The organism is Micromonospora sp. NPDC049175 (genome assembly GCF_043197345.1).
GTDB lineage: Bacteria > Actinomycetota > Actinomycetes > Mycobacteriales > Micromonosporaceae > Micromonospora.
In genome coordinates, this window is sequence record NZ_JBICSY010000007.1 from 59,256 (window position 1) to 77,146 (window position 17,891).

Below are 17,891 nucleotides of genomic sequence, written 5' to 3' on the forward strand. Positions count from 1 at the left end.
CCTGCCGGTCGGGGCACAATCGGAAACATGTCGCGTCGCGTCACTCCCGCACTGCTGGCCAGCGCCGTGCTCATGGCCGGTCTGGTCGGCTGCTCCACGCAAACCCGCCCGAGCCAGCACGCGCCGGCACCACCCGTCGAGCCGAAGGCCGCCGCCACGCCGACACCGCAGGTCGCCGCCAGCAGGGCCCCGCAGCACACCTTCGCGGTCGGCGTACGCCAACTGAAGCTGAACCGGAACGGCCGTGCGCTGCCGACGACGCTCTGGTACCCGGCGGCCGGGCAGTCCGGCGGCGCGGCCAGGCGGTCGGCGGCGGCGGCCGAGGGCCGGTTTCCGGTGGTGATGTTCAGTCACGGCCTGGGCGGTCGGCCGGACGACTACGCCACGCTGCTGACCCGGTGGGCGGCGGCGGGATTCGTGGTCGCCGCGCCGGCCTTCCCGCACACCTCGGCGGGCGCGGACAACAACGTCCTCGACGTGCTCAACCAACCGGCCGACGTGTCGTACGCGTTGGACCGGGTGCTCGCGCTGGGCACCACGGCCGACGACCCGTTGCGGGGCCGGTTGGACGGCGAGCGGGTGGCCGCGGCCGGGCACTCGGCGGGCGGGGTGACCACCATCGGGCTGTTCACCATCGCCCGGGACGAGCGGCTGGACGCGGGCGTGGTGTTCGCGGGCACGGCGCTCGGCGTGGGCACCGCGTTCGCCGGCGCGGCCGCCCCGCAACTGTTCGTGCACGGTGAGCTGGACGAGGTGGTCGAGTACGCGGCGGGCAAGGCCGCGTACGACAAGGTGCCCTGGCCCAAGGCGATGCTGAGCCTGCCGAACGGCGACCACGGACGGACGATGCTCAAGGACAAGGCCGCGCTGCGGGTCGTGTCGGACACGTCGGTCGAGTTCCTGCGCTGGTCGCTCTACGGCGACGCGGCGGCCAAGAAGCGCATCCCCACCGACGCGACCCGCGGCGACATCGCCACCTTCGACGACCACCTCTGAAGCCCGGACGGCTCGCCGGCCCGCCCGGCCCCGCCCGGCCGCACCGCCCCGCCCGCTCCGCACCGCCCGCGCCGCCCGCGCCGCCCGCACCGCCCGCGTCGCCGCAAGATCGCGCAACAACGTGGAAATAGTGGCCTCCGCGGCGTGGGAGACCACTATTTCCTGGTTATAGCGTGATCTTGCGGCTGCGCGAGGCGCGGCCGGGCCGGGCCGGGCCGGGCCGGGCGGTAAAACGCGGTGACGCGTCAGGCGGTGTGGTCGATGACGACCTTGCCGAAGGCATCGCCGGAGTGCAGGCGGGCGAAGGCGTCCTCGACCCGGCTGAACGGGACGACGCTGTCCACCACCGGGCGCACCTCGTTGTCGGAGCAGAACGCCAGCAGTTCGTACAGCTCACCCGGCGTGCCCATCGAGGTGCCCAGGATCTCCAACTGCATCGCGAAGACCCGACGCAGGTTGACCGACGGCTCGTGCCCCGCGGTCGCGCCGGAGACCACGATCCGGGCCATCGGGGCGGCCGACTTCAGCGAGTGGTCGAAGGTGGCCGCGCCCACCGTCTCGATCACCACGTCGACGCGTTCCGGCAGCCGGGCACCGGGTTCCACGGCGGTGGCGCCGAGAGCCGAGATCCGGTCCCGCTTGCCGGCGTCGCGGCTCGTCGCGTACACCCGCTTGCCCATCGCGACGGCGAGCGCGACGGCCGCGGTGGCGACGCCGCCGCCCGCGCCCTGGACCAGCACGCTGTCGGCGTCCGCGACGCGGCCCTTGGTGGTCAGCATCCGCCACGCGGTCAGCCAGGCCGTGGGCAGGCACGCCGCGTCGGTCGCCGCCATGCCGTCCGGCAGCGGGATCAGGTTCGATCGGGGTACGGCGACCCGCTCGGCGAGGGTTCCCGCGAAGTGCTCGGAGAGGATGGAGACCCCGCGTGGGTCACCGGGAGTGACGACCACCGGGTACACGACCACCGGGCGGCCCTCCGGGTCCAGCCCCACCGCGTCGCAGCCGAGGATCATCGGCAGTTGGGCCTCGGTGAGCCCTACTCCGCGCAGCGACCAGAGGTCGTGGTGGTTGAGCGAGGTGGCCCGCAACCGCACGGTCACCCAGTCGTCGGCCGGGGGCGTCGGCTCGGGCCGCTCACCGACGGTGAGGGCGGCGAGCGGATCGGCGTCATTGAAGCGGGAGGCAAAGGCGGCACGCATGATCGGCACGGTAACAAGCTGAGCGCCCGTTAAGAAGGCGCGCGACGCACGCCGCGCCCGTGCGCCCCGGCCGGCACACAGGCCTGCGGCACATGCCGCGCCGGAACGCCCCGGCCCGGGTCGGCACACAGGCCTGCGGCGCATGCCGCGCCGAAACGCCCCGGCCCGGGCCGGCGCACAGGCGGGCTAGCGGCGGGCGACGCCGTCGCGGCGGGCGGCTTCGGCGACCGCCTCGGCGACGGCCGGCGCGACGCGCGGGTCGAGCGGCGAGGGGACGATCGCGTCGACGGTCAGCGACTCGGCCACCACGCCGGCGATGGCGTCCGCGGCGGCGACCTTCATCGCCTCGGTGATCCGGGTCGCGCCGGCATCGAGCGCCCCGCGGAACACCCCGGGGAAGGCCAGCACGTTGTTGATCTGGTTGGGGTAGTCACTGCGCCCGGTGGCGACCACCGCGACGTGCCGGGCGGCGACCTCGGGGTGCACCTCGGGGGTCGGGTTGGCCAGCGCGAACACGATGCCGCCGGGTGCCATTCCCGCCACCGCCGCTTCGGGGATCTGCCCGCCGGAGACCCCGATCAGCACGTCCGCGTCGCGCAGGGCCTCGGTGATGTCGCCGTGGCGGCCGTCGGCGTTCGTGGTCGCCGCCAACTCGGCCTTGGTGCCGGTCAGTTCGGTGCGGTGCCGGCCGATGATGCCCTTGGAGTCACAGACCACCACCTGGTCGGGGTTGACGCCCCCGGCGATCAGCATCTTCGTCACGGCCACGCCGGCCGCGCCCGCACCGCTCACCGCGACCCGCAGGTCGCCGAGCTTGCGGTCGAGCAGGGTGGCGGCGTTGCGCAGCGCGGCGAGCACCACGATCGCGGTGCCGTGCTGGTCGTCGTGGAAGACCGGGATGTCCAGCGCCTCGTCGAGCCGGCGCTCGATCTCGAAGCAGCGCGGCGCGCTGATGTCCTCCAGGTTGATCCCGCCGAACGAGGGGGCCAGCGCCCGGACCACGGCGACGATCTCGTCGGCGTCCTGCGTGTCCAGGCAGACCGGCACGGCGTCCACCCCGCCGAACTGCTTGAACAACACCGCCTTGCCCTCCATCACCGGCAGCGCGGCACGTGGGCCGATGTTGCCGAGCCCGAGCACCGCCGAGCCGTCGGTGACCACCGCGACGGTGTGCGACACCCAGGTGTAGTCGTCCACCAGGGCGGGGTCGGTCGCGATCGCCTCGCACACCCGGGCCACCCCCGGGGTGTACGCCAGGGAGAGGTCCTCCCGGCTGGTCAGCGGCACTGTCGACGTGACGGCCATCTTGCCGCCCCGGTGCAGCAGGAAGACGGGATCGGCGGGGTCCACGGTGGACGAAGACATGGTGGTGACTCCAGGATCTGTCGAGCAGATGTGAGGCGGCCGGGCCTGGCCGCGAGGTGGGCGGCGAGCGGTGGCACGCGGTACGGGGGGTCACCCGAGCACTTCCGAGCATAGTGTCGACACCCCCACCCTGATGTGAGCGGGGTCATAACCGGTGACGACGTACCCGACCGAGGCGCGGCCAGTAGCGGATCACCACCCGACCCCGTACGTCGGCGACCCCGTACGCCCGGGAGTCGTCGGTGACCAGCTCGTTGTCGCCGCGCAGCCACCAGCCCCCATCCTGCTGCCGGACCGCCCGCTTCACCACCAGCAGGTCGGGACGGGTCCGGAAGACCGCGACCACCACGTCTCCGGGCCGGATCCGGCGGCCGCCGGGGCGGACCAGCACCGAATCGCCGTGCCGCAACGTCGGCGCCATGGACGGGCCGACCACCAGGACAGCGGTCAACGGTCCGCGCAACGGCGACACCTCAGGCGGGTGATCGGCGCCCACGGGTTTCACCTCCGTCCGTTCGGAAAGCATCCCCAGGAGTAATGTCGCCTTTGATCATCGCAAACTTCCCATGGAGGATCCTGATGCGATTTCCGCGCATCCTCGCGCCCCGCGTAACCGCGAGCGCACACTGCGACCTGCCGTGTGGTGTCTACGACCCGGCTCAGGCTCGGATCGAGGCCGAATCGGTCAAAATGATCTGCGAGAAGTACCAGGCGAACACCGACCCGGAGTTCCGTACCCGCGCCATCATCATCAAGGAGCAGCGCGCCGAGCTGGTCAAGCACCACCTCTGGGTGCTCTGGACCGACTACTTCAAGCCGCCGCACTTCGAGAAGTACCCGAACCTGCACAGCCTGTTCAACGAGGCCACCAAGCTCGCCGGCGCCGGTGGCGTCAAGGGCAGCCTCGACCCGGCCACCGCCGACAAGCTGCTCTCGAAGATCGACGAGATCTCGAAGATCTTCTGGGAGACCAAGAAGGCGTGACCTCTCCGGTCATCCCGACGATCCGGCCGGCACGTCCCGAGGACGTGCCGGCCGTCGTCGCCATGGTGCACGAGTTGGCGGAGTACGAACGGGCCCCCGACCAGTGCCACCTCACCGTCGAGCAGCTGATCTCGGCCCTGTTCCCGACGGCTCCGGATCCCGGCGTGACGTCGGACCCGCCGAGCCGGAGTGGCCGGTCGCCCGCACCGGCGCTCTTCGGTCACGTCGCGGTCGACGAGCGGGACGAGCCGATCGGCTTCGCGCTGTGGTTCCTCAACTTCTCCACCTGGGCCGGCGTGCACGGCATCTACCTGGAGGACCTCTACGTCCGGCCGATCGCCCGGGGCTCCGGGGCGGGTCGGCTGCTGCTCGCCACCCTGGCCGAGATCTGCGTACGACGCGGCTACCGGCGGCTGGAGTGGTGGATGATCGACTGGAACCCGGCCGCCGGGTTCTACGCCTCGATCGGCGCGGAGCAGATGAGCGAGTGGGTCCCCTATCGGCTCAGTGGTGACGCGTTGCGGACGCTTGCCGGCCATGCCGCCCCCGCTGGCACGCGTGCGGACGACCGACCGGGTAGAGTCCCCGACCGGGGGGATGAGGCGTGACTCAACTGACTGGCCAGCCAGCGATCGACGACGACGTGGTGCACCTCACGGTGCCCGCCGACGGCGGTTATCTTGGCGTGCTCCGCACCGCCACCGCAGGTCTCGCGGCCCGGTTGCAGTTCGCGCTCGACGAGATCGAGGATCTGCGGATCGCGGTCGACGAGGCGTGCGCCATGTTGCTCGCCATCGCCACCCGCGATGCCGAGTTGGAGTGCCGCTTCGCGGTCACCGAGGACGCGCTGACCGTCGAGGTGACCGTGCCGACCGTGCGTGGTGCCACGCTGCCGGCCGAGTCGTCCTTCGCCTGGAAGGTGCTCACCGCGTTGACGACGTCGGCATCCGCCACGGCCGCCGACGGTCGGGCCACGATCGCGCTGCTCACCCGCCGCTCCGGCGGCTACTGACCGGCTCCGCGCGCCGGGTCGGTCACTGCAGGCCGAGTGCCCGGGTCGTCGGAGGGCTGACCAGCAGCCAGCCCACGCCCAGGCCGAGCGCCATCAACGGCACGCCCAGCCAGCCCAACCCGCCCTGGATCATGAACCATCCGATCGGCAGCAGCATCAGCTGAAGCACGATCGCGGGCGCGCGGGCGCCCGCCCTGCGGCGCGACAGGGCCCGGCCCAGCGCCCACAGCACGACCGCGGCCCCGATGGCGAACGCGGTCACCAGCAACGCCGACGCCAGATCGGTGGTGGTGGCCGTGAGGTCGGCCCAGACCAGCCATGCCGCGATCAGCCCGACGACGGCCGCCTCCGCCCACAGCAGCCGGACCGCCCAGCGGAGCGTGACGGGGAACGGGGCCGAGTCGATGGTCACGCGCGCCACGATACCCGGGCTACCGGGAGGTACAGTGCCGCCCATGCACGCCGTCCTGGTGGTCAATCCAAAGGCCACCACCACCAGCGAACGCAGCCGGGACGTGCTTGTCCGGGCGCTGCGCAGCGAAGTCGACCTCAGCGTGCGTTACACCCGGCGGCGCGGACACGCGATGGCGCTGGCTCGGGAGGCCGCGGCCGAGGGCGTCGACCTGGTCGTCACCCTGGGTGGGGACGGCACCGTCAACGAGGTGGTGAACGGCCTGATGACGGCCGACCCGCCACCCCGCGCCGGCGACGCGCCGATGGCCGAGCGGTTGCCCGCGCTGGCGACCGTGCCGGGCGGCTCGACGAACGTGTTCGCCCGTGCCTTGGGTCTGCCCCGGGAGTGGCCGGAGGCGACCAGCATGATTCTCGAAGGGCTGCGGCTGGGCCGGAGCCGGACGGTGGGGCTGGGCCGCGCGGACGACCGCTACTTCACCTTCTGCGCGGGGTTCGGCCTGGACGCCGCGGTCATCCACCGGGTGGAGCAGGCCCGCCGCAAGGGCCGGGTGTCCACGCCGACGCTCTATCTGCGCTCGATCATGAACCAGTATTTCTTCGCCTCGGACCGGCGGCATCCGGCGATCGTGCTGGAGCGCCCGGGCGAGCCGGCCGAGGAGGAGCTGGCCACCGTCATCATCCAGAACACGGCACCGTGGACGTACCTGGGCGACCGGGAGGTCAACCCGAACCCGGCGGCGTCGTTCGATCTCGGGCTGGATGTGCTGGCGTTGCGTCAGCTCCGAGTGGCTAGCACAACACGGACAGTGACTCAGTTCCTGGCTCGGCAACCGGATCCGCGCGGTCGACAGGTGTTACGACTCCATGACACGGCGGAGTTCACCCTGCTCTCCAGCCGTCCGCAGGCCTTCCAGCTGGACGGCGACTATCTCGGCGAGCGGGAGAAAGTCAGATTCACCTCCGTTCCCGCCGCACTGAGAGTAATCTGCTAGGTCTCGGGTACTGCCCTAGGTCGACACGGTGGCCGCAACCGATCGACGTGGTCACCGCCACACCGAGGGGCAGGTGCCGGAAATGTCAGCAATGTCACGCGGACTGTACTATATTGATCCTCGACTGTGGCACACCGGGTAATCGGGAAAGCTTCGAAAACCGGACAAAGGGGCTGTGGGCTTGCTCACCGCCCGGAGTTTTTCCGAGCGTCACCCTTGACATCACGACTGTTCGTGAAAGTATTCACAAGCGAACTTGAGTTACCGGGACATTGCCTGGATATGCTCGACAGGTTGAGCTGTTCCAGCAGGTCCCCGGCGCTGAACGCCTGCTCACGCACTGCCGAATGGACGGACGCTAACCGTCACCATCGGCACTGCGGATGCATATAGAAAAAGCACGACCAAGCAATTGTTCGCCACCCATCCAGAATGAGGAGTGTTGCCGCCATGGACTGGCGTCACCATAGTGTCTGCCGCGACGAGGACCCGGAGCTGTTCTTCCCGATCGGGACGTCTGGACCGGCTCTGCTGCAGGTCGAGCAGGCAAAGGCCGTCTGCAGGCGCTGCTCCGTGACCGACCAGTGCCTGCAGTGGGCGCTCGAGTCGGGTCAGGACGCCGGCGTCTGGGGCGGGATGAGCGAAGAGGAACGGCGGGCCGTCAAGCGGCGCGGCGGCCTCCGCGTGCTGCGCGCTCACTCCGCCTGAACCCAACGACACCGCTGTACGCCCCGGTGGGTCCACCCACCGGGGCGTTCCGCTTTCTGCCCCCGCCTCAGCCGGCCGCTGCCACGACGTGGCCGGACGACTCGTCATCGACCCGGCGCAGCACCACCTCGACCAGCTCCGGCGCGTCGGTCAACGGGGCGGACACCGCCACCGCGCCGGCCGCCCGAGCCGCCTCGGTCACCGCGTCATGGAACAGGCCCGGCGCCAGGAAGTACGCGGACACCGCGACCCGCCGTGCGCCGGCCGCCCGCAGCCGGGAGACCGCCACACCTGCCGCCGGCGGAGCCGCCGAGGCGTACGCCACCCGACAGGGCACCCCGAACTCCGCGCCGAGCGCGTCCGCGGCCTGACCCACCGATCGGCGGGCCCGCGCGTCCCGGGTGCCCGCCGCGGCCAACACCAGCGCGTCGAAGCGGCCCGGTCGCACCTCGGCGAGCCGTCGCCGCAGCCCGGCCAGCAGCCCCGGATCGACAGTGCCGTCCGCCGGGCCGAGCACGTCGGTCACCCGTACCGTCAGTGGTGACTCGGCCCGCACCGCGGCGCTGACGGCCGCCGGAATGTCCACCCGATGGTGGTACGCGGCGGTCAACAGCAGCGGCACCAGCACCGCCCGACGGTGACCGGCCACCGCCAGACCGCGCAGCACCTCGGTCGGCCCCGGCTCGGTGTGGTCCAGCCAACTCGCCCAGACCTGTGTGCCGGGCCGGGCCGCCGACACGGCCCGGGCGAGTGCCCGGGTGGCGTCGGCCGCTCGTGGATCCCGGCTGCCGTGTGCGACAAGCACCACCGGGGCCGCCCCGCCGGCCGCACCTGGGCCGGTCGGGGTGGTCGCCGGCGAGGTCAGACGTGCAGTCCGCACTCGGTCTTCTCGAACATGGCCCAGCGGCCGGCCCGCGCGTCCTCGCCGGCCTTGGTCCGTCGGGTGCACGGCCAGCAGCCGATCGACCCGTACCCCTGCTTGAACAGCTCGTTCACCGGCACGTTGAAGCGGGCGATGTAGGCGTCCACGTCGGCCTGCTTCCACGCCGCGATCGGGTTGACCTTCACCTTGCCGCGCCGCGCGTCGAAGGTCACCACGGGCGTGTTGGCCCGGGTCGGCGACTCGTCCCGGCGCAGGCCCGCGGCCCAGGCGTCGTACCCGGACAGCGCCCGCTCCAACGGCTCCACCTTGCGCAACTGGCAGCAGTCGTCCGGCGACTTGTTGAACAACCGGGGCCCGTACTGGCCGTCCTGCTGGCCGACGGTGAGCCGGGGCCGGATCGACCGGACGTTCACCGGGAGCGTGCGGGCCACCTCGTCGCGGACCCGTAGCGTCTCCGGGAAGTGCAGGCCGGTGTCGAGGAAGACCACGTCCACCCCGGGCGCCACCCGGGACACCAGGTGCGCCAGCACCGCGTCGGCCATCGAGCTGGTGACGCAGAACCGGTCACCGAAGGTCTGCGCCGCCCAGCGGGCGATCTCCAGCGCCGGAGCGCCCTCCAGATCCAGGGCCGCCTGCTCGGCAAGCGTCCGCAGCTCGTCGGGGCTGCGTCCGGACGGGTCGGCCGAGGTCGAGGCACCGGGCCCGACCAGGCGCAGGCTCGCGGCGGAGACGAGACTCATCGGGTCACCGCCCGCGAGAGCAGCCCGGTGAACTTCACCGAGAAGACCCGGGTGCAGGCGTGGCACTCCCAGGCGCCGTGCCCCGCCTCGTGCGGACGCAGGTCCTCCTCGCCGCAGTACGGGCAGTACAGAGGTGCCGCTCGGTTCTCGCTGCTCACCGCAGTGCCTCCTCGTCGACTCTGATCACCCAGTTGGCGAACGTCTCGCCCTCGCTCCGACCGGCCAGGTAGCGACGGGCCAGCCGTTCCACGTACTCCGGAAGCTCTTCGGCGGTGGTCTTCAGGCCGCGTAGCTTGCGGCCGAAACCGGCGGTCTGCCCCTGGGCCATGCCCAGCCCGCCGCCCAGGTGCACCTGGAAACCCTCGACCTGCCGGCCGTCCGGGCCGACCACCAGTTGGCCCTTGAGCCCGATGTCGGCCACCTGGGTGCGGGCGCAGGCGTTGGGGCAGCCGTTGATGTGGATCGAGATGTCCGCGTCGAAGTCACGCAGCCGCTGCTCCAGCCGGGCCACCAACTCCTCGCCGCGGGCCTTCGTCTCGACGATGGCCAGCTTGCAGTATTCGATGCCGGTGCACGCCATGGTGCCGCGTCGCCAGGCCGACGGCCGGGCCTCCAGGCCGATGCCCCGCAGCGCGTCGACAAGCGACTCCGTCCGCTCCGACGGCACGTCGAGCACCAGCAGCTTCTGGTACGGGGTGAGCCGCACCCGGTCGCTGCCGTGCGCCTCGACCACGTCCGCGAGCTGGGCGAGCTGCCCGCCGGAGACCCGCCCGACCACCGGGGCGGCGCCCACGTAGTGCCGCCCGTCGGCCTGCTCGTGCACGCCCACGTGGTCGACCGGCTTCGCCGGCAGGACCGGCGCCGGCCCGTCGAGCAGGGTGCGACCGAGGTAGTCCTTCTCCAGGACCTCGCGGAAGCGTTCCACTCCCCAGTCGGCCACCAGGAACTTCAACCGGGCCCGGTTGCGCAGCCGGCGGTAGCCGTAGTCGCGGAAGATGCCGACCACCCCGGCCCACACGTCCGGGATCTCGGCCATCGGCACCCAGACGCCGAGCCGCTGGGCCAGCATCGGGTTGGTGGACAGGCCACCGCCGACCCAGACGTCGAAGCCGGGGCCGTGCTCGGGGTGGTCGACACCGAGGAACGCGATGTCGTTCGACTCGTACGGGGTGTCGACGAGCCAGGAGATGGACGTCTTGAACTTGCGGGGCAGGTTGGAGAACTGCTTGTCGCCGACGTACCGGGCGACGATCTCGTCGATCGCCGGGGTCGGGTCCAGCAGCTCGTCGCGGGCCACCCCGGCGACCGGGCTGCCCAGCACGATCCGGGGGCAGTCGCCGCACGCCTCGGTGGTCTGCAGGCCGACCGACTCCAGTCGCCGCCAGATCTCCGGCATGTCCTCGACCCGGATCCAGTGGTATTGGATGTTCTGCCGGTCGGTGATGTCGGCGGTGTCCCGGGCGAACTCTCGGGAGATGTCCGCGACCACCCGCAACTGCGCCAGGCTGAGCTGGCCGCCGTCGATGCGGACCCGCAGCATGAAGAACTCGTCTTCCAGCTCGTGCGGCTCCAGCACGGCGGTGCGTCCGCCGTCGATGCCCGCCTTGCGCTGCGTGTAGAGGCCCCACCAGCGGAACCGGCCGCGCAGATCCTGCGGGTCGATCGAGGCGAAACCGCCGCGCGCGTAGATGTTCTCGATGCGGGCCCGGACGTTTAGCGGGTCGTCGTCCTTCTTGATCCGCTCGTTGGGGTTGAGGGGCTCGCGGTGGCCGAGCGCCCACTGACCCTCACCCCGGGGCCGGCGGGGCGCCCGGGCCGGGCGGGTCGTCGGGTCCTCGGAACGGGCCGGGGTGCTGCTGACCGCCATCGCGGCGTCCTCCGTTGTCTGCGGTGCCTCGAAGCAGGCGGGGCGCGACGGCCGGCCCGGCGGAAGCGGGCGGGACAACGGTGTCTTCAGACAGCCGGCGCGGAGCGCACCCGAGACAGATTGGTCGGGCGTCGTCAGGAAGCCGGACAGATCGCGCTGCGCACGCGGCCGTAATCGACGTGGCGACGGGCCACGAAGCGGCGGACGACAGCGGCGGTCATGCCGACCATGCTGCCACACGACATGAGGCCCGGCCAATGTCCACGTGCGGGATCCCACATCACGGGCCAGGGCTAGCCGACGAGTTGGTCACCGAGGATGGTTCGGGCATAGCGGACAACCCGCCCCTGCCGTACACCGGCGATCAGGCCGTTGTCCCGCAGCGTGGTGAGGTGGTGCGACGCGGTCGCCGCCGCGAGACCCAACATCGCGGCCACCTCGCCGGTGCTCAGCGGTGTGTCGAGCAGGGACAACGCCGCCGCCCGCGTACCGCCGAGCAGCGCGCCCAGCGCGGCGCTGGGCGGCGGCGACGTCCACAGCCCGCCCAACCCGACGGGCGGATAGCAGAGCGCCGGCCCGGCGTCACCCTCCATGATCGCGTGCACCGTCGGCCCGGCGAAGGAGGTGGGCAGCAGCGTCCACGGGCAACCGGCCACCTCGGCCGGCCGGGTCGTGCCGACAGCGACGCGCAGTGCCGTGCCGTCCCAACGGATCGACGGGTGCAGCTCACGGAGCAGGGTGCGACCGCCCTGCTCGGCGGCGAGGAGCGTCCGCCGCCGAATGTCGGCCAGCGCGAGCGCCCGCAGCCGTGGCCAGTCCGGCGCGATCAACAGGGCGAAGTAACGACGGAGCTGCGCGACCAGCTCGGCCGGGGCCAGCCGGGGCGCACCGGCCCGGTCCAGTTGCCGCCGTACCCTCCTCGGGTCGGTGCCGGCGACCGCCCGTAGCTCGGCCGCCAGATTCGGGGCCGCCCCGATCGGAGTGAGGAAGTCCGGCACGTACCCGTTGGACGACGTGAGCACCGCCAGCAGCGGCTCCAGGCCGGCACCGGGCAGCAGCCGCTCGGCACGCTCCCGCCAGGGCCGGTGCATCCAGTACTTGGCGGGCTTTCGCAGCGCCCAGGAACTGGCCACCAGCTCGGCGAGCGGTGAGTGCACGAACCGGACCCGACTCAGGTCGTCAGGCGTGAACCGAACCTCGATCACCGACAGATTCGACCACGTTCGAACGGTTCGGCGACAGCGCACGACCGCCGGAGGATCCGAGCCATGGAATACAGGCAACTGGGCCGGTCGGGCCTGCGCGTCAGCGCGGTCGCGTACGGCAACTGGGTCACCCACGGCAACCAGCTCGACGACGACGCGGCCGGCGCGTGCGTGGCCGCCGCCCTGGAAGCGGGCATCACCACCTTCGACACCGCGGACCGGTACGCCCAGGGGCGGGCCGAACTGGCGCTGGGCAAGGCGCTCAGTGGCGTCCGGCGCAGCTCGATCGAGCTGTGCACGAAGGTGTTCCTGCCGGTCGGGTCCGGGGCCAACGACTCCGGACTGTCCCGCAAGCACGTCATCGAGAGCTGCCACGCCTCGCTGGGCCGGCTGGGCACCGACTACGTCGACCTCTACCAGGCGCATCGGTACGACGACAGCGTGCCGCTGGAGGAGACGATGCTCGCCTTCGCCGACCTCGTCCGCCAGGGCAAGGTGCTCTACGTCGGCGCCTCCGAGTGGACCGCCCCGCAGCTGCGTGCGGGCCTGCGGCTCGCCGCCGACCTGCACGTCCCGTTCATCGCCAACCAGCCGCAGTACTCGATGCTGTGGCGGGTGGTGGAGGCGGAGGTGGTGCCCGCCAGCGCGGAACTCGGGCTGGGTCAGCTCGCCTGGGCGCCCCTCGCGATGGGCGTGCTGACCGGCAAGTACGAGCCCGGCCGGCGACCGCCCGCCGACTCCCGGGCCACCGACGGCTTCGGCGGGTCGTTCATCGCCCGCTACTCCTCGGATCTGCTGCTCTCCCGGGTCCGTCAGCTCCGGTCGATCGCCGATGCCGCCGGCTGCACGATGGCCCAGTTGGCGGTGGCGTGGGTGCTGCGCCGACCGACGGTGGCCAGCGCGATCGTCGGTGCGTCCCGACCCGAGCAGCTCGCCGAGACCGCCGGTGCGGCCGCGGTCCGGCTGGACGACGAGCTGATGGAGCGGATCGATGCCGTCCTCGGCGAACTCGTCGAGCGTGACCCGGCGAAGACGGCCCGGCCGAACGACGTCATGCCCGCCTGGCGCCCACCGCCTGCGGCCGCCTGACACCACGAACGGCAGGACCGTGGCAGGCTCGGGACGTGGGCAGATTGTCCGAGTCGACCGGCGCGGCGTGGGACCGGCTACGCCGCGTACCGGTCTGGGTCCCCCCGACGCTGCTGACCCTGGCGGTGACCCTGACCGGGTTGGGTTCGGCCCAGCTCTGGCGCGACGAGCTGGCGACCTGGAGCGCGGCCAGCCGGTCACCCGAGGACCTGGCTCGGTTGGCCGGCACCATCGACGCCGCCACCGGGCCGTACTACCTGCTGATGCACGGCTGGACCGCGATCGTCGGCGACTCCACGATCGCCCTGCGCGTGCCGGCCGTGCTGGCGATGACCGTGGCGGCCGGGTTGCTCGCCGTGCTCGGCGCGCGCCTGGTCGACAGGCGTACGGGCCTGTTCGCCGGGCTGCTGTTCGCGGTTCTTCCCGGCACGTCCCGCTACGGGCAGGAGGCCCGCCCGTACGCGTTGGCCACCATGCTCGCGGTGCTCGCCACCCTGCTGCTGGTGGCCGCGCTGCGCCGGCCGAGCTGGGCCCGCTGGGCGGGGTACGCCGCCGCCGTCGCCGCCCTCGGGCTCCTCCACCTGATCGCGCTCACCCTGCTCGCCGCGCACGGCCTGGTCGTCCTGCTCGTCTGGTGGCGCGGCCCGGCCGGAGCCGGCGTCGCCACCCGCCACCACCGCGCCGCCGAGCGGGACCGGCGGGTGTGGCGGTGGGTGGTCGCCGTGGTGCCGGCCGCGCTGCTTGTCGCTCCCCTGCTGCTCAAGGCCCGGGCCCAGCGGTCCCGACAGCTCGACTGGGTACACCTGGTCCGCCTGGACGACCTGACCGCACTGCCCGGCGGGGTGGCACAGAGCAGTGTGGTGGGTGGCCTGCTGGTCGGGGTCGCCGCGCTGGGCGCGGCCCGGCTCGGGCGGCGCGCCCTGCTGCCGGTGAGCGCGGTGCTGCTGCCCGTGCTGCTGCTCTTCGCCGCCGGCGAGGTCGTACCGCTGTGGGTGCCCCGGTACCTGGTCTTCGTGGTGCCGTTCGCCTGCCTGCTGGCGGGTGCCGCGGTGGCCGCGGTGGCCGCGGTGGCCCCGCCGGCCGCGCTCGCCGTGGTGGTCCTGGCCGGGTTGCTCGGCCTTCCGGACCAGACGGCGCTGCGGCGCACCCACGAATGGCCGCGCAGCGCGCCGGTGGACTACGCGGGCGCGGCGCGGGTGATCGCCGACGGTCAGCGGCCGGGCGACGCGGTGGTCTACTCGCCCCGGCAGAGCTGGCTCTTCCTCGACCTCGGCATCGAGTACCACCTCGACGACCCACCACGCGACGTGCTGGTCACCGAGGACGAGGTCCGCCGGGGCGACCTGTGGGCCGCCGAGTGTCCCCAGCCGACGCAGTGCCTGGCCGGTACGACACGTGTGTGGCTGGTGATCTCCGGTCGGCACGCCGAGCCGCTGGCCGCCGTGACCGGCGTCAAGGGCGACGCCCTGCGCGCCGACTTCACCGTCGCCCAGGTCTGGCCGCGCCCCGGCCTGACCGTCGCCCTGCTGACCAGCCGCCCCGGCCGCTGAGCCACGGCCGGTGACGCCGGCAGCCCGTCAGGCCGCGACCACCGGGCGGACGGCGGCCGTGCGGCGGTCAGGCCTGGGAGCGACCGTCGTGGGCGTTGCGGGCCAGCGGGACGACGAGCACGGCCTCGGTGCCGCCGGTGGCGCCGGCCCGCAGCTCGATGGTGCCGCGCAGCTCCCCGGTGACCAGTGCCCGGACGATCTGGAGGCCGAGCCGGCTGGCGCGCTCCGCGTCGAAGTCCGGCGGCAGTCCGCGCCCGTTGTCGGTCACCGAGACGTGCAGCATCTTGCGGAACCGGTGCGCCGAGACCACCACCTCCGGCCGGGTCGCGGGATCACCCTCGGGCGCCACCGGCGGCACCAGGCCCGCACCGGGGGCGGGCGCGGGGGCCTCGTCCGCCTCGTCGGCCGGCGGGAAGCCGTGCTCGACGGCGTTGAGCAGCAACTCGTTGAGGACCATCACCAGCGAGGTGGCGATCTCCGCCGGCAGCACGCCGAAGCTGCCCCGCCGACGCATGCCGACGCTCACCTCGGTCGCCGCGACCTCGGTCGCCGCGCTGGCCACCCGGTCGACGATGCCGTCGAACTCGACCGCCTCGTCGCTGGACATGGAGAGCGTCTCGTGCACCAGGGCGATCGAGGCGACCCGGCGGACCGACTCCTCCAGGGCGACCCGCGCCTCCGGCATGGCCACCCGGCGGGCCTGCAACCGCAGCAGCGCGGCAACGGTCTGGAGATTGTTCTTCACCCGGTGGTGGATCTCCCGGATGGTGGCGTCCTTGGTGATCAGTGCTCGATCCCGGCGGCGAACCTCGGTGATGTCCCGGACCAGCACGAGCGCGCCGATCGGCACCCCGGCGGGCATCAGCGGCAGTGCCCGGGTGAGCATCGTGGCACCGCGGGCGTCGATCTCCCGGCGCGGTGGCGCCTCGCCGCGCAGGGCGGCCAGGATGCCGTTCGCCGCCTCGGTGCCGTCCAGCGGATCGCCGGCAAGCCGGCGGTGCAGCGCGGCCAGATCCTCGCCCACCAGGTGGGAGGCGTAACCCAGCCGCCGGTACGCGGACTGCGCGTTCGGGCTGGCGTAGGTGACCTTGCCGCCGGCATCGAGCCGGACCAGGCCGTCGCCGACCCGGGGCGCGGAGGTGGTCTCGCCGGGATGCCGCGGCGGCGGGAACGTGCCATCCGCGATCATCTGCGCCAGGTCGTCGGCGGTGGTCAGGTAGTTGAGCTCGAGCTGGCTCGGGGTACGCGCGGTGGAGAGGTTGGTGTCCCGTCCCACCACGGCGATCACCTCGCCGGCCTCCCCCTCGGCGGTCCGCAGCCGGACCGGGATGGCCTCGTGCCGGGCCGGCACGTCGCCGTACCAGACCGGGTCGCCCTCCCGCCAGATCCGGCCCTGGGAGTACGCCACCTGAAGGTGGGCCACCTCCGGCCCGCCGACGATCCGCCCCACCTGGTCGTCCTGGTACGCGGTGGGTGCGGTGGTCGGGCGGACCTGGGCGACGCACAGGAACGTGCCGTCGGCGTCGACCGGCACCCAGAGCAGCAGGTCGGCGAAGGAGAGATCGGAGAGCAGTTGCCAGTCGCCGGCGATGCGGTGCAGGTGGTCGATGTCGGCCGGACGGAGATGGGTGTGCTCCTCGGCGAGGTCGCGCAGCGTTGACACGGTGACCAGGGTGCCACGCCGCGCCTCACATCGTCGCGGTGACCTTCTTCAACCCGCGCGGCGCGTCCGGGTCCTCGCCTCGGGCCAGCGCCAGGGCCAGCGCCAACCGCTGCAACGGCAGGATGTCCAACAGCGGGGCGTACCGCTCGTCGACCTCGGGGACGGCCAGCCGGGTGGCGCCCGGCACGTCGGCGGAGCCGACCACCACGACGTCGGCGCGGCGTTCGCCGAGGCGGGGCAACACCTCGCCCATCGCGCGTCCCCCCGGCCCGGAACCCACCACGGCGAGCACCGGGACCTCCGGGTCGGTCATCGCGAGCGGGCCGTGCAGCAGGTCGGCGCCGGAGAAGGCGAGCGCCGGCAGGTACGAGGTCTCCATCAGCTTCAGCGCGGCCTCCCGGGCGGTCGGGTAGGCGTACCCCCGGCCGGTGGCGACCAACTGGCGGGCGAACCGGTAGCGCGGCGCGAGCCGGGCGGGGGTGTCGTCGGCCAGGGTGCGTTCGGCCAACTCGGGCAGCGCGTCGAGCATCTCCCGTTCGGCCGCGGGGAGCACGCCGTCGCCGGCCCGGATGCCCTCCACGAGCATCAGCAGCGCGAGCAGTTCGGCGGTGTACGTCTTGGTGGCGGCAACCGCCCGCTCGTGCCCGGCGGCGATGTCGACGCTCAACTCGGCCACGTCCACGAGCGGCGACTCCGGCGCGTTCGTCACCGCGAGGGTCAGCGCGCCGGACGCGCGGGCGGCACGCAACACCTCGGCCAGGTCGGGTGAGCCACCGCTCTGGCTGACCCCGACGACGAGCGCGTCGGACAGGTCGGGGCGGGCCCCGAACAGGGTGACGGCGCTCGGCGAGGCGAGCCCGGCGGGCAGACCGAGCCGGATCTCGGTCAGGTACGCCCCGTAGAGGGCCGCGTGGTCGGAGGTGCCCCGGGCGGTGAAGACCACGTGCCGTGGGCGACGTTCGGCGATGACCGCCGCCACCCGCGCGATCTCGGCGGCGTTGGCGGCCGAGAGCAGGCGGGCGTAGCCAGCCGGCTGCTCGTCGATGTCGGCGGCCATTCCAGCCCCTGCATGTGACACGGAAATCCCTCCCCCTGCGCGGTTGCCGCGCGCTTCTTGCTCACTCTTGCGCTTTTAAGCGTATCTCAGCGACTGAACGAGCAGGACTGCGCAGGTGATCACCAGTTGATCTCAATATCAACTAAGCTTTTGAGTGCACCCGACCC

The 17,891-nt window shown here is 72.5% G+C and carries 19 protein-coding genes; 8 read left to right on the forward strand and 11 right to left on the reverse strand.

All coding sequences use genetic code 11. The features are described 5' to 3' along the window. Positions 1–27: 27 nt before the first annotated feature. A complete protein-coding gene (locus ACGFH8_RS26225) occupies positions 28–996 on the forward strand; it encodes an alpha/beta hydrolase family protein (RefSeq protein WP_393371923.1) in 969 nt (322 codons plus the stop codon). A gap of 245 nt (positions 997–1,241) precedes the next feature. On the opposite strand, the gene ACGFH8_RS26230 is transcribed toward ACGFH8_RS26225, so the two are convergent. From ACGFH8_RS26230 to ACGFH8_RS26240, 3 genes are all read right to left on the reverse strand, one after another. Then, positions 1,242–2,204, reverse strand: coding sequence for a zinc-binding dehydrogenase (locus ACGFH8_RS26230; RefSeq protein ID WP_393371926.1), 963 nt, complete (start codon positions 2,202–2,204; stop codon positions 1,242–1,244). A 177-nt stretch (positions 2,205–2,381) separates the two neighbouring features. Then, complete coding sequence (locus ACGFH8_RS26235; protein ID WP_393371928.1) at positions 2,382–3,560, reverse strand: NADP-dependent malic enzyme; 1,179 nt, start codon at positions 3,558–3,560, stop codon at positions 2,382–2,384. Positions 3,561–3,705: 145 nt separating this feature from the next. Then, entirely contained in the window at positions 3,706–4,086 is a 381-nt protein-coding gene (locus ACGFH8_RS26240; RefSeq protein ID WP_393371931.1) for a S24 family peptidase, read from the reverse strand. 53 nt (positions 4,087–4,139) lie between these two features. Between ACGFH8_RS26240 and sodN the strand changes: the two genes are divergently transcribed. Genes sodN through ACGFH8_RS26255 form a run of 3 tightly spaced genes read left to right on the forward strand, consistent with a single transcriptional unit; the run spans position 4,140 to position 5,556 of the window. Then, a complete protein-coding gene (gene sodN, locus ACGFH8_RS26245) occupies positions 4,140–4,544 on the forward strand; it encodes a superoxide dismutase, Ni (protein WP_357377472.1) in 405 nt (134 codons plus the stop codon). Further along, positions 4,541–5,152, forward strand: a complete 612-nt coding sequence (locus ACGFH8_RS26250) for a GNAT family N-acetyltransferase (protein WP_393371933.1) — start codon at positions 4,541–4,543, stop codon at positions 5,150–5,152. The genes sodN and ACGFH8_RS26250 overlap by 4 nt, the downstream gene beginning before the upstream one ends. Next, positions 5,149–5,556 carry an ATP-binding protein gene (locus ACGFH8_RS26255; RefSeq protein WP_393371936.1) on the forward strand — a complete coding sequence of 136 codons (408 nt, stop codon included), beginning with the start codon at positions 5,149–5,151 and terminating at the stop codon, positions 5,554–5,556. The genes ACGFH8_RS26250 and ACGFH8_RS26255 overlap by 4 nt, the downstream gene beginning before the upstream one ends. Before the next feature lie 22 nt (positions 5,557–5,578). On the opposite strand, the gene ACGFH8_RS26260 is transcribed toward ACGFH8_RS26255, so the two are convergent. Next, positions 5,579–6,013, reverse strand: coding sequence for a hypothetical protein (locus ACGFH8_RS26260; protein WP_393371939.1), 435 nt, complete (start codon positions 6,011–6,013; stop codon positions 5,579–5,581). Between ACGFH8_RS26260 and ACGFH8_RS26265 the strand changes: the two genes are divergently transcribed. Beyond that, positions 6,012–6,962, forward strand: coding sequence for a diacylglycerol/lipid kinase family protein (locus ACGFH8_RS26265; protein WP_393371942.1), 951 nt, complete (start codon positions 6,012–6,014; stop codon positions 6,960–6,962). The genes ACGFH8_RS26260 and ACGFH8_RS26265 overlap by 2 nt on opposite strands. A gap of 450 nt (positions 6,963–7,412) precedes the next feature. Further along, the gene (locus ACGFH8_RS26270) at positions 7,413–7,670 is read left to right on the forward strand and encodes a WhiB family transcriptional regulator (protein WP_088950012.1); all 258 of its coding nucleotides are present in this window, start codon (positions 7,413–7,415) and stop codon (positions 7,668–7,670) included. Positions 7,671–7,737: 67 nt separating this feature from the next. Here the strand turns inward: ACGFH8_RS26270 and ACGFH8_RS26275 are convergent, their stop codons facing one another. The 5 genes from ACGFH8_RS26275 to ACGFH8_RS26295 form a co-directional block, all read right to left on the reverse strand. After that, a complete protein-coding gene (locus ACGFH8_RS26275; RefSeq protein WP_393371944.1) occupies positions 7,738–8,550 on the reverse strand; it encodes a sirohydrochlorin chelatase in 813 nt (270 codons plus the stop codon). Next, positions 8,532–9,293: a phosphoadenylyl-sulfate reductase gene (locus tag ACGFH8_RS26280; protein WP_393371946.1), complete on the reverse strand. Its 762-nt coding sequence runs from the start codon at positions 9,291–9,293 to the stop codon at positions 8,532–8,534. The genes ACGFH8_RS26275 and ACGFH8_RS26280 overlap by 19 nt, the downstream gene beginning before the upstream one ends. Further along, entirely contained in the window at positions 9,290–9,451 is a 162-nt protein-coding gene (locus tag ACGFH8_RS26285; protein WP_167393614.1) for a hypothetical protein, read from the reverse strand. The genes ACGFH8_RS26280 and ACGFH8_RS26285 overlap by 4 nt, the downstream gene beginning before the upstream one ends. After that, complete coding sequence (locus ACGFH8_RS26290) at positions 9,448–11,160, reverse strand: nitrite/sulfite reductase (protein WP_393371948.1); 1,713 nt, start codon at positions 11,158–11,160, stop codon at positions 9,448–9,450. Before ACGFH8_RS26290 ends, ACGFH8_RS26285 begins: the two co-directional genes overlap by 4 nt. 293 nt (positions 11,161–11,453) lie before the next feature. Next, positions 11,454–12,365: a helix-turn-helix domain-containing protein gene (locus tag ACGFH8_RS26295; RefSeq protein WP_393371951.1), complete on the reverse strand. Its 912-nt coding sequence runs from the start codon at positions 12,363–12,365 to the stop codon at positions 11,454–11,456. Positions 12,366–12,428: 63 nt separating this feature from the next. On the opposite strand from ACGFH8_RS26295, the gene ACGFH8_RS26300 reads away from it, so the two are divergent. Then, positions 12,429–13,454 carry an aldo/keto reductase family protein gene (locus ACGFH8_RS26300; RefSeq protein WP_393371954.1) on the forward strand — a complete coding sequence of 342 codons (1,026 nt, stop codon included), beginning with the start codon at positions 12,429–12,431 and terminating at the stop codon, positions 13,452–13,454. A 35-nt stretch (positions 13,455–13,489) separates the two neighbouring features. Beyond that, the gene (locus tag ACGFH8_RS26305; RefSeq protein ID WP_393371956.1) at positions 13,490–15,004 is read left to right on the forward strand and encodes a glycosyltransferase family 39 protein; all 1,515 of its coding nucleotides are present in this window, start codon (positions 13,490–13,492) and stop codon (positions 15,002–15,004) included. Positions 15,005–15,071: 67 nt separating this feature from the next. Here ACGFH8_RS26305 and ACGFH8_RS26310 read toward each other — a convergent pair whose 3' ends face one another. Continuing rightward, entirely contained in the window at positions 15,072–16,667 is a 1,596-nt protein-coding gene (locus ACGFH8_RS26310; RefSeq protein WP_393371958.1) for a histidine kinase N-terminal domain-containing protein, read from the reverse strand. Positions 16,668–16,692: 25 nt separating this feature from the next. Continuing rightward, positions 16,693–17,724 carry an SIS domain-containing protein gene (locus ACGFH8_RS26315; protein ID WP_393371961.1) on the reverse strand — a complete coding sequence of 344 codons (1,032 nt, stop codon included), beginning with the start codon at positions 17,722–17,724 and terminating at the stop codon, positions 16,693–16,695. Positions 17,725–17,891: the final 167 nt, after the last annotated feature.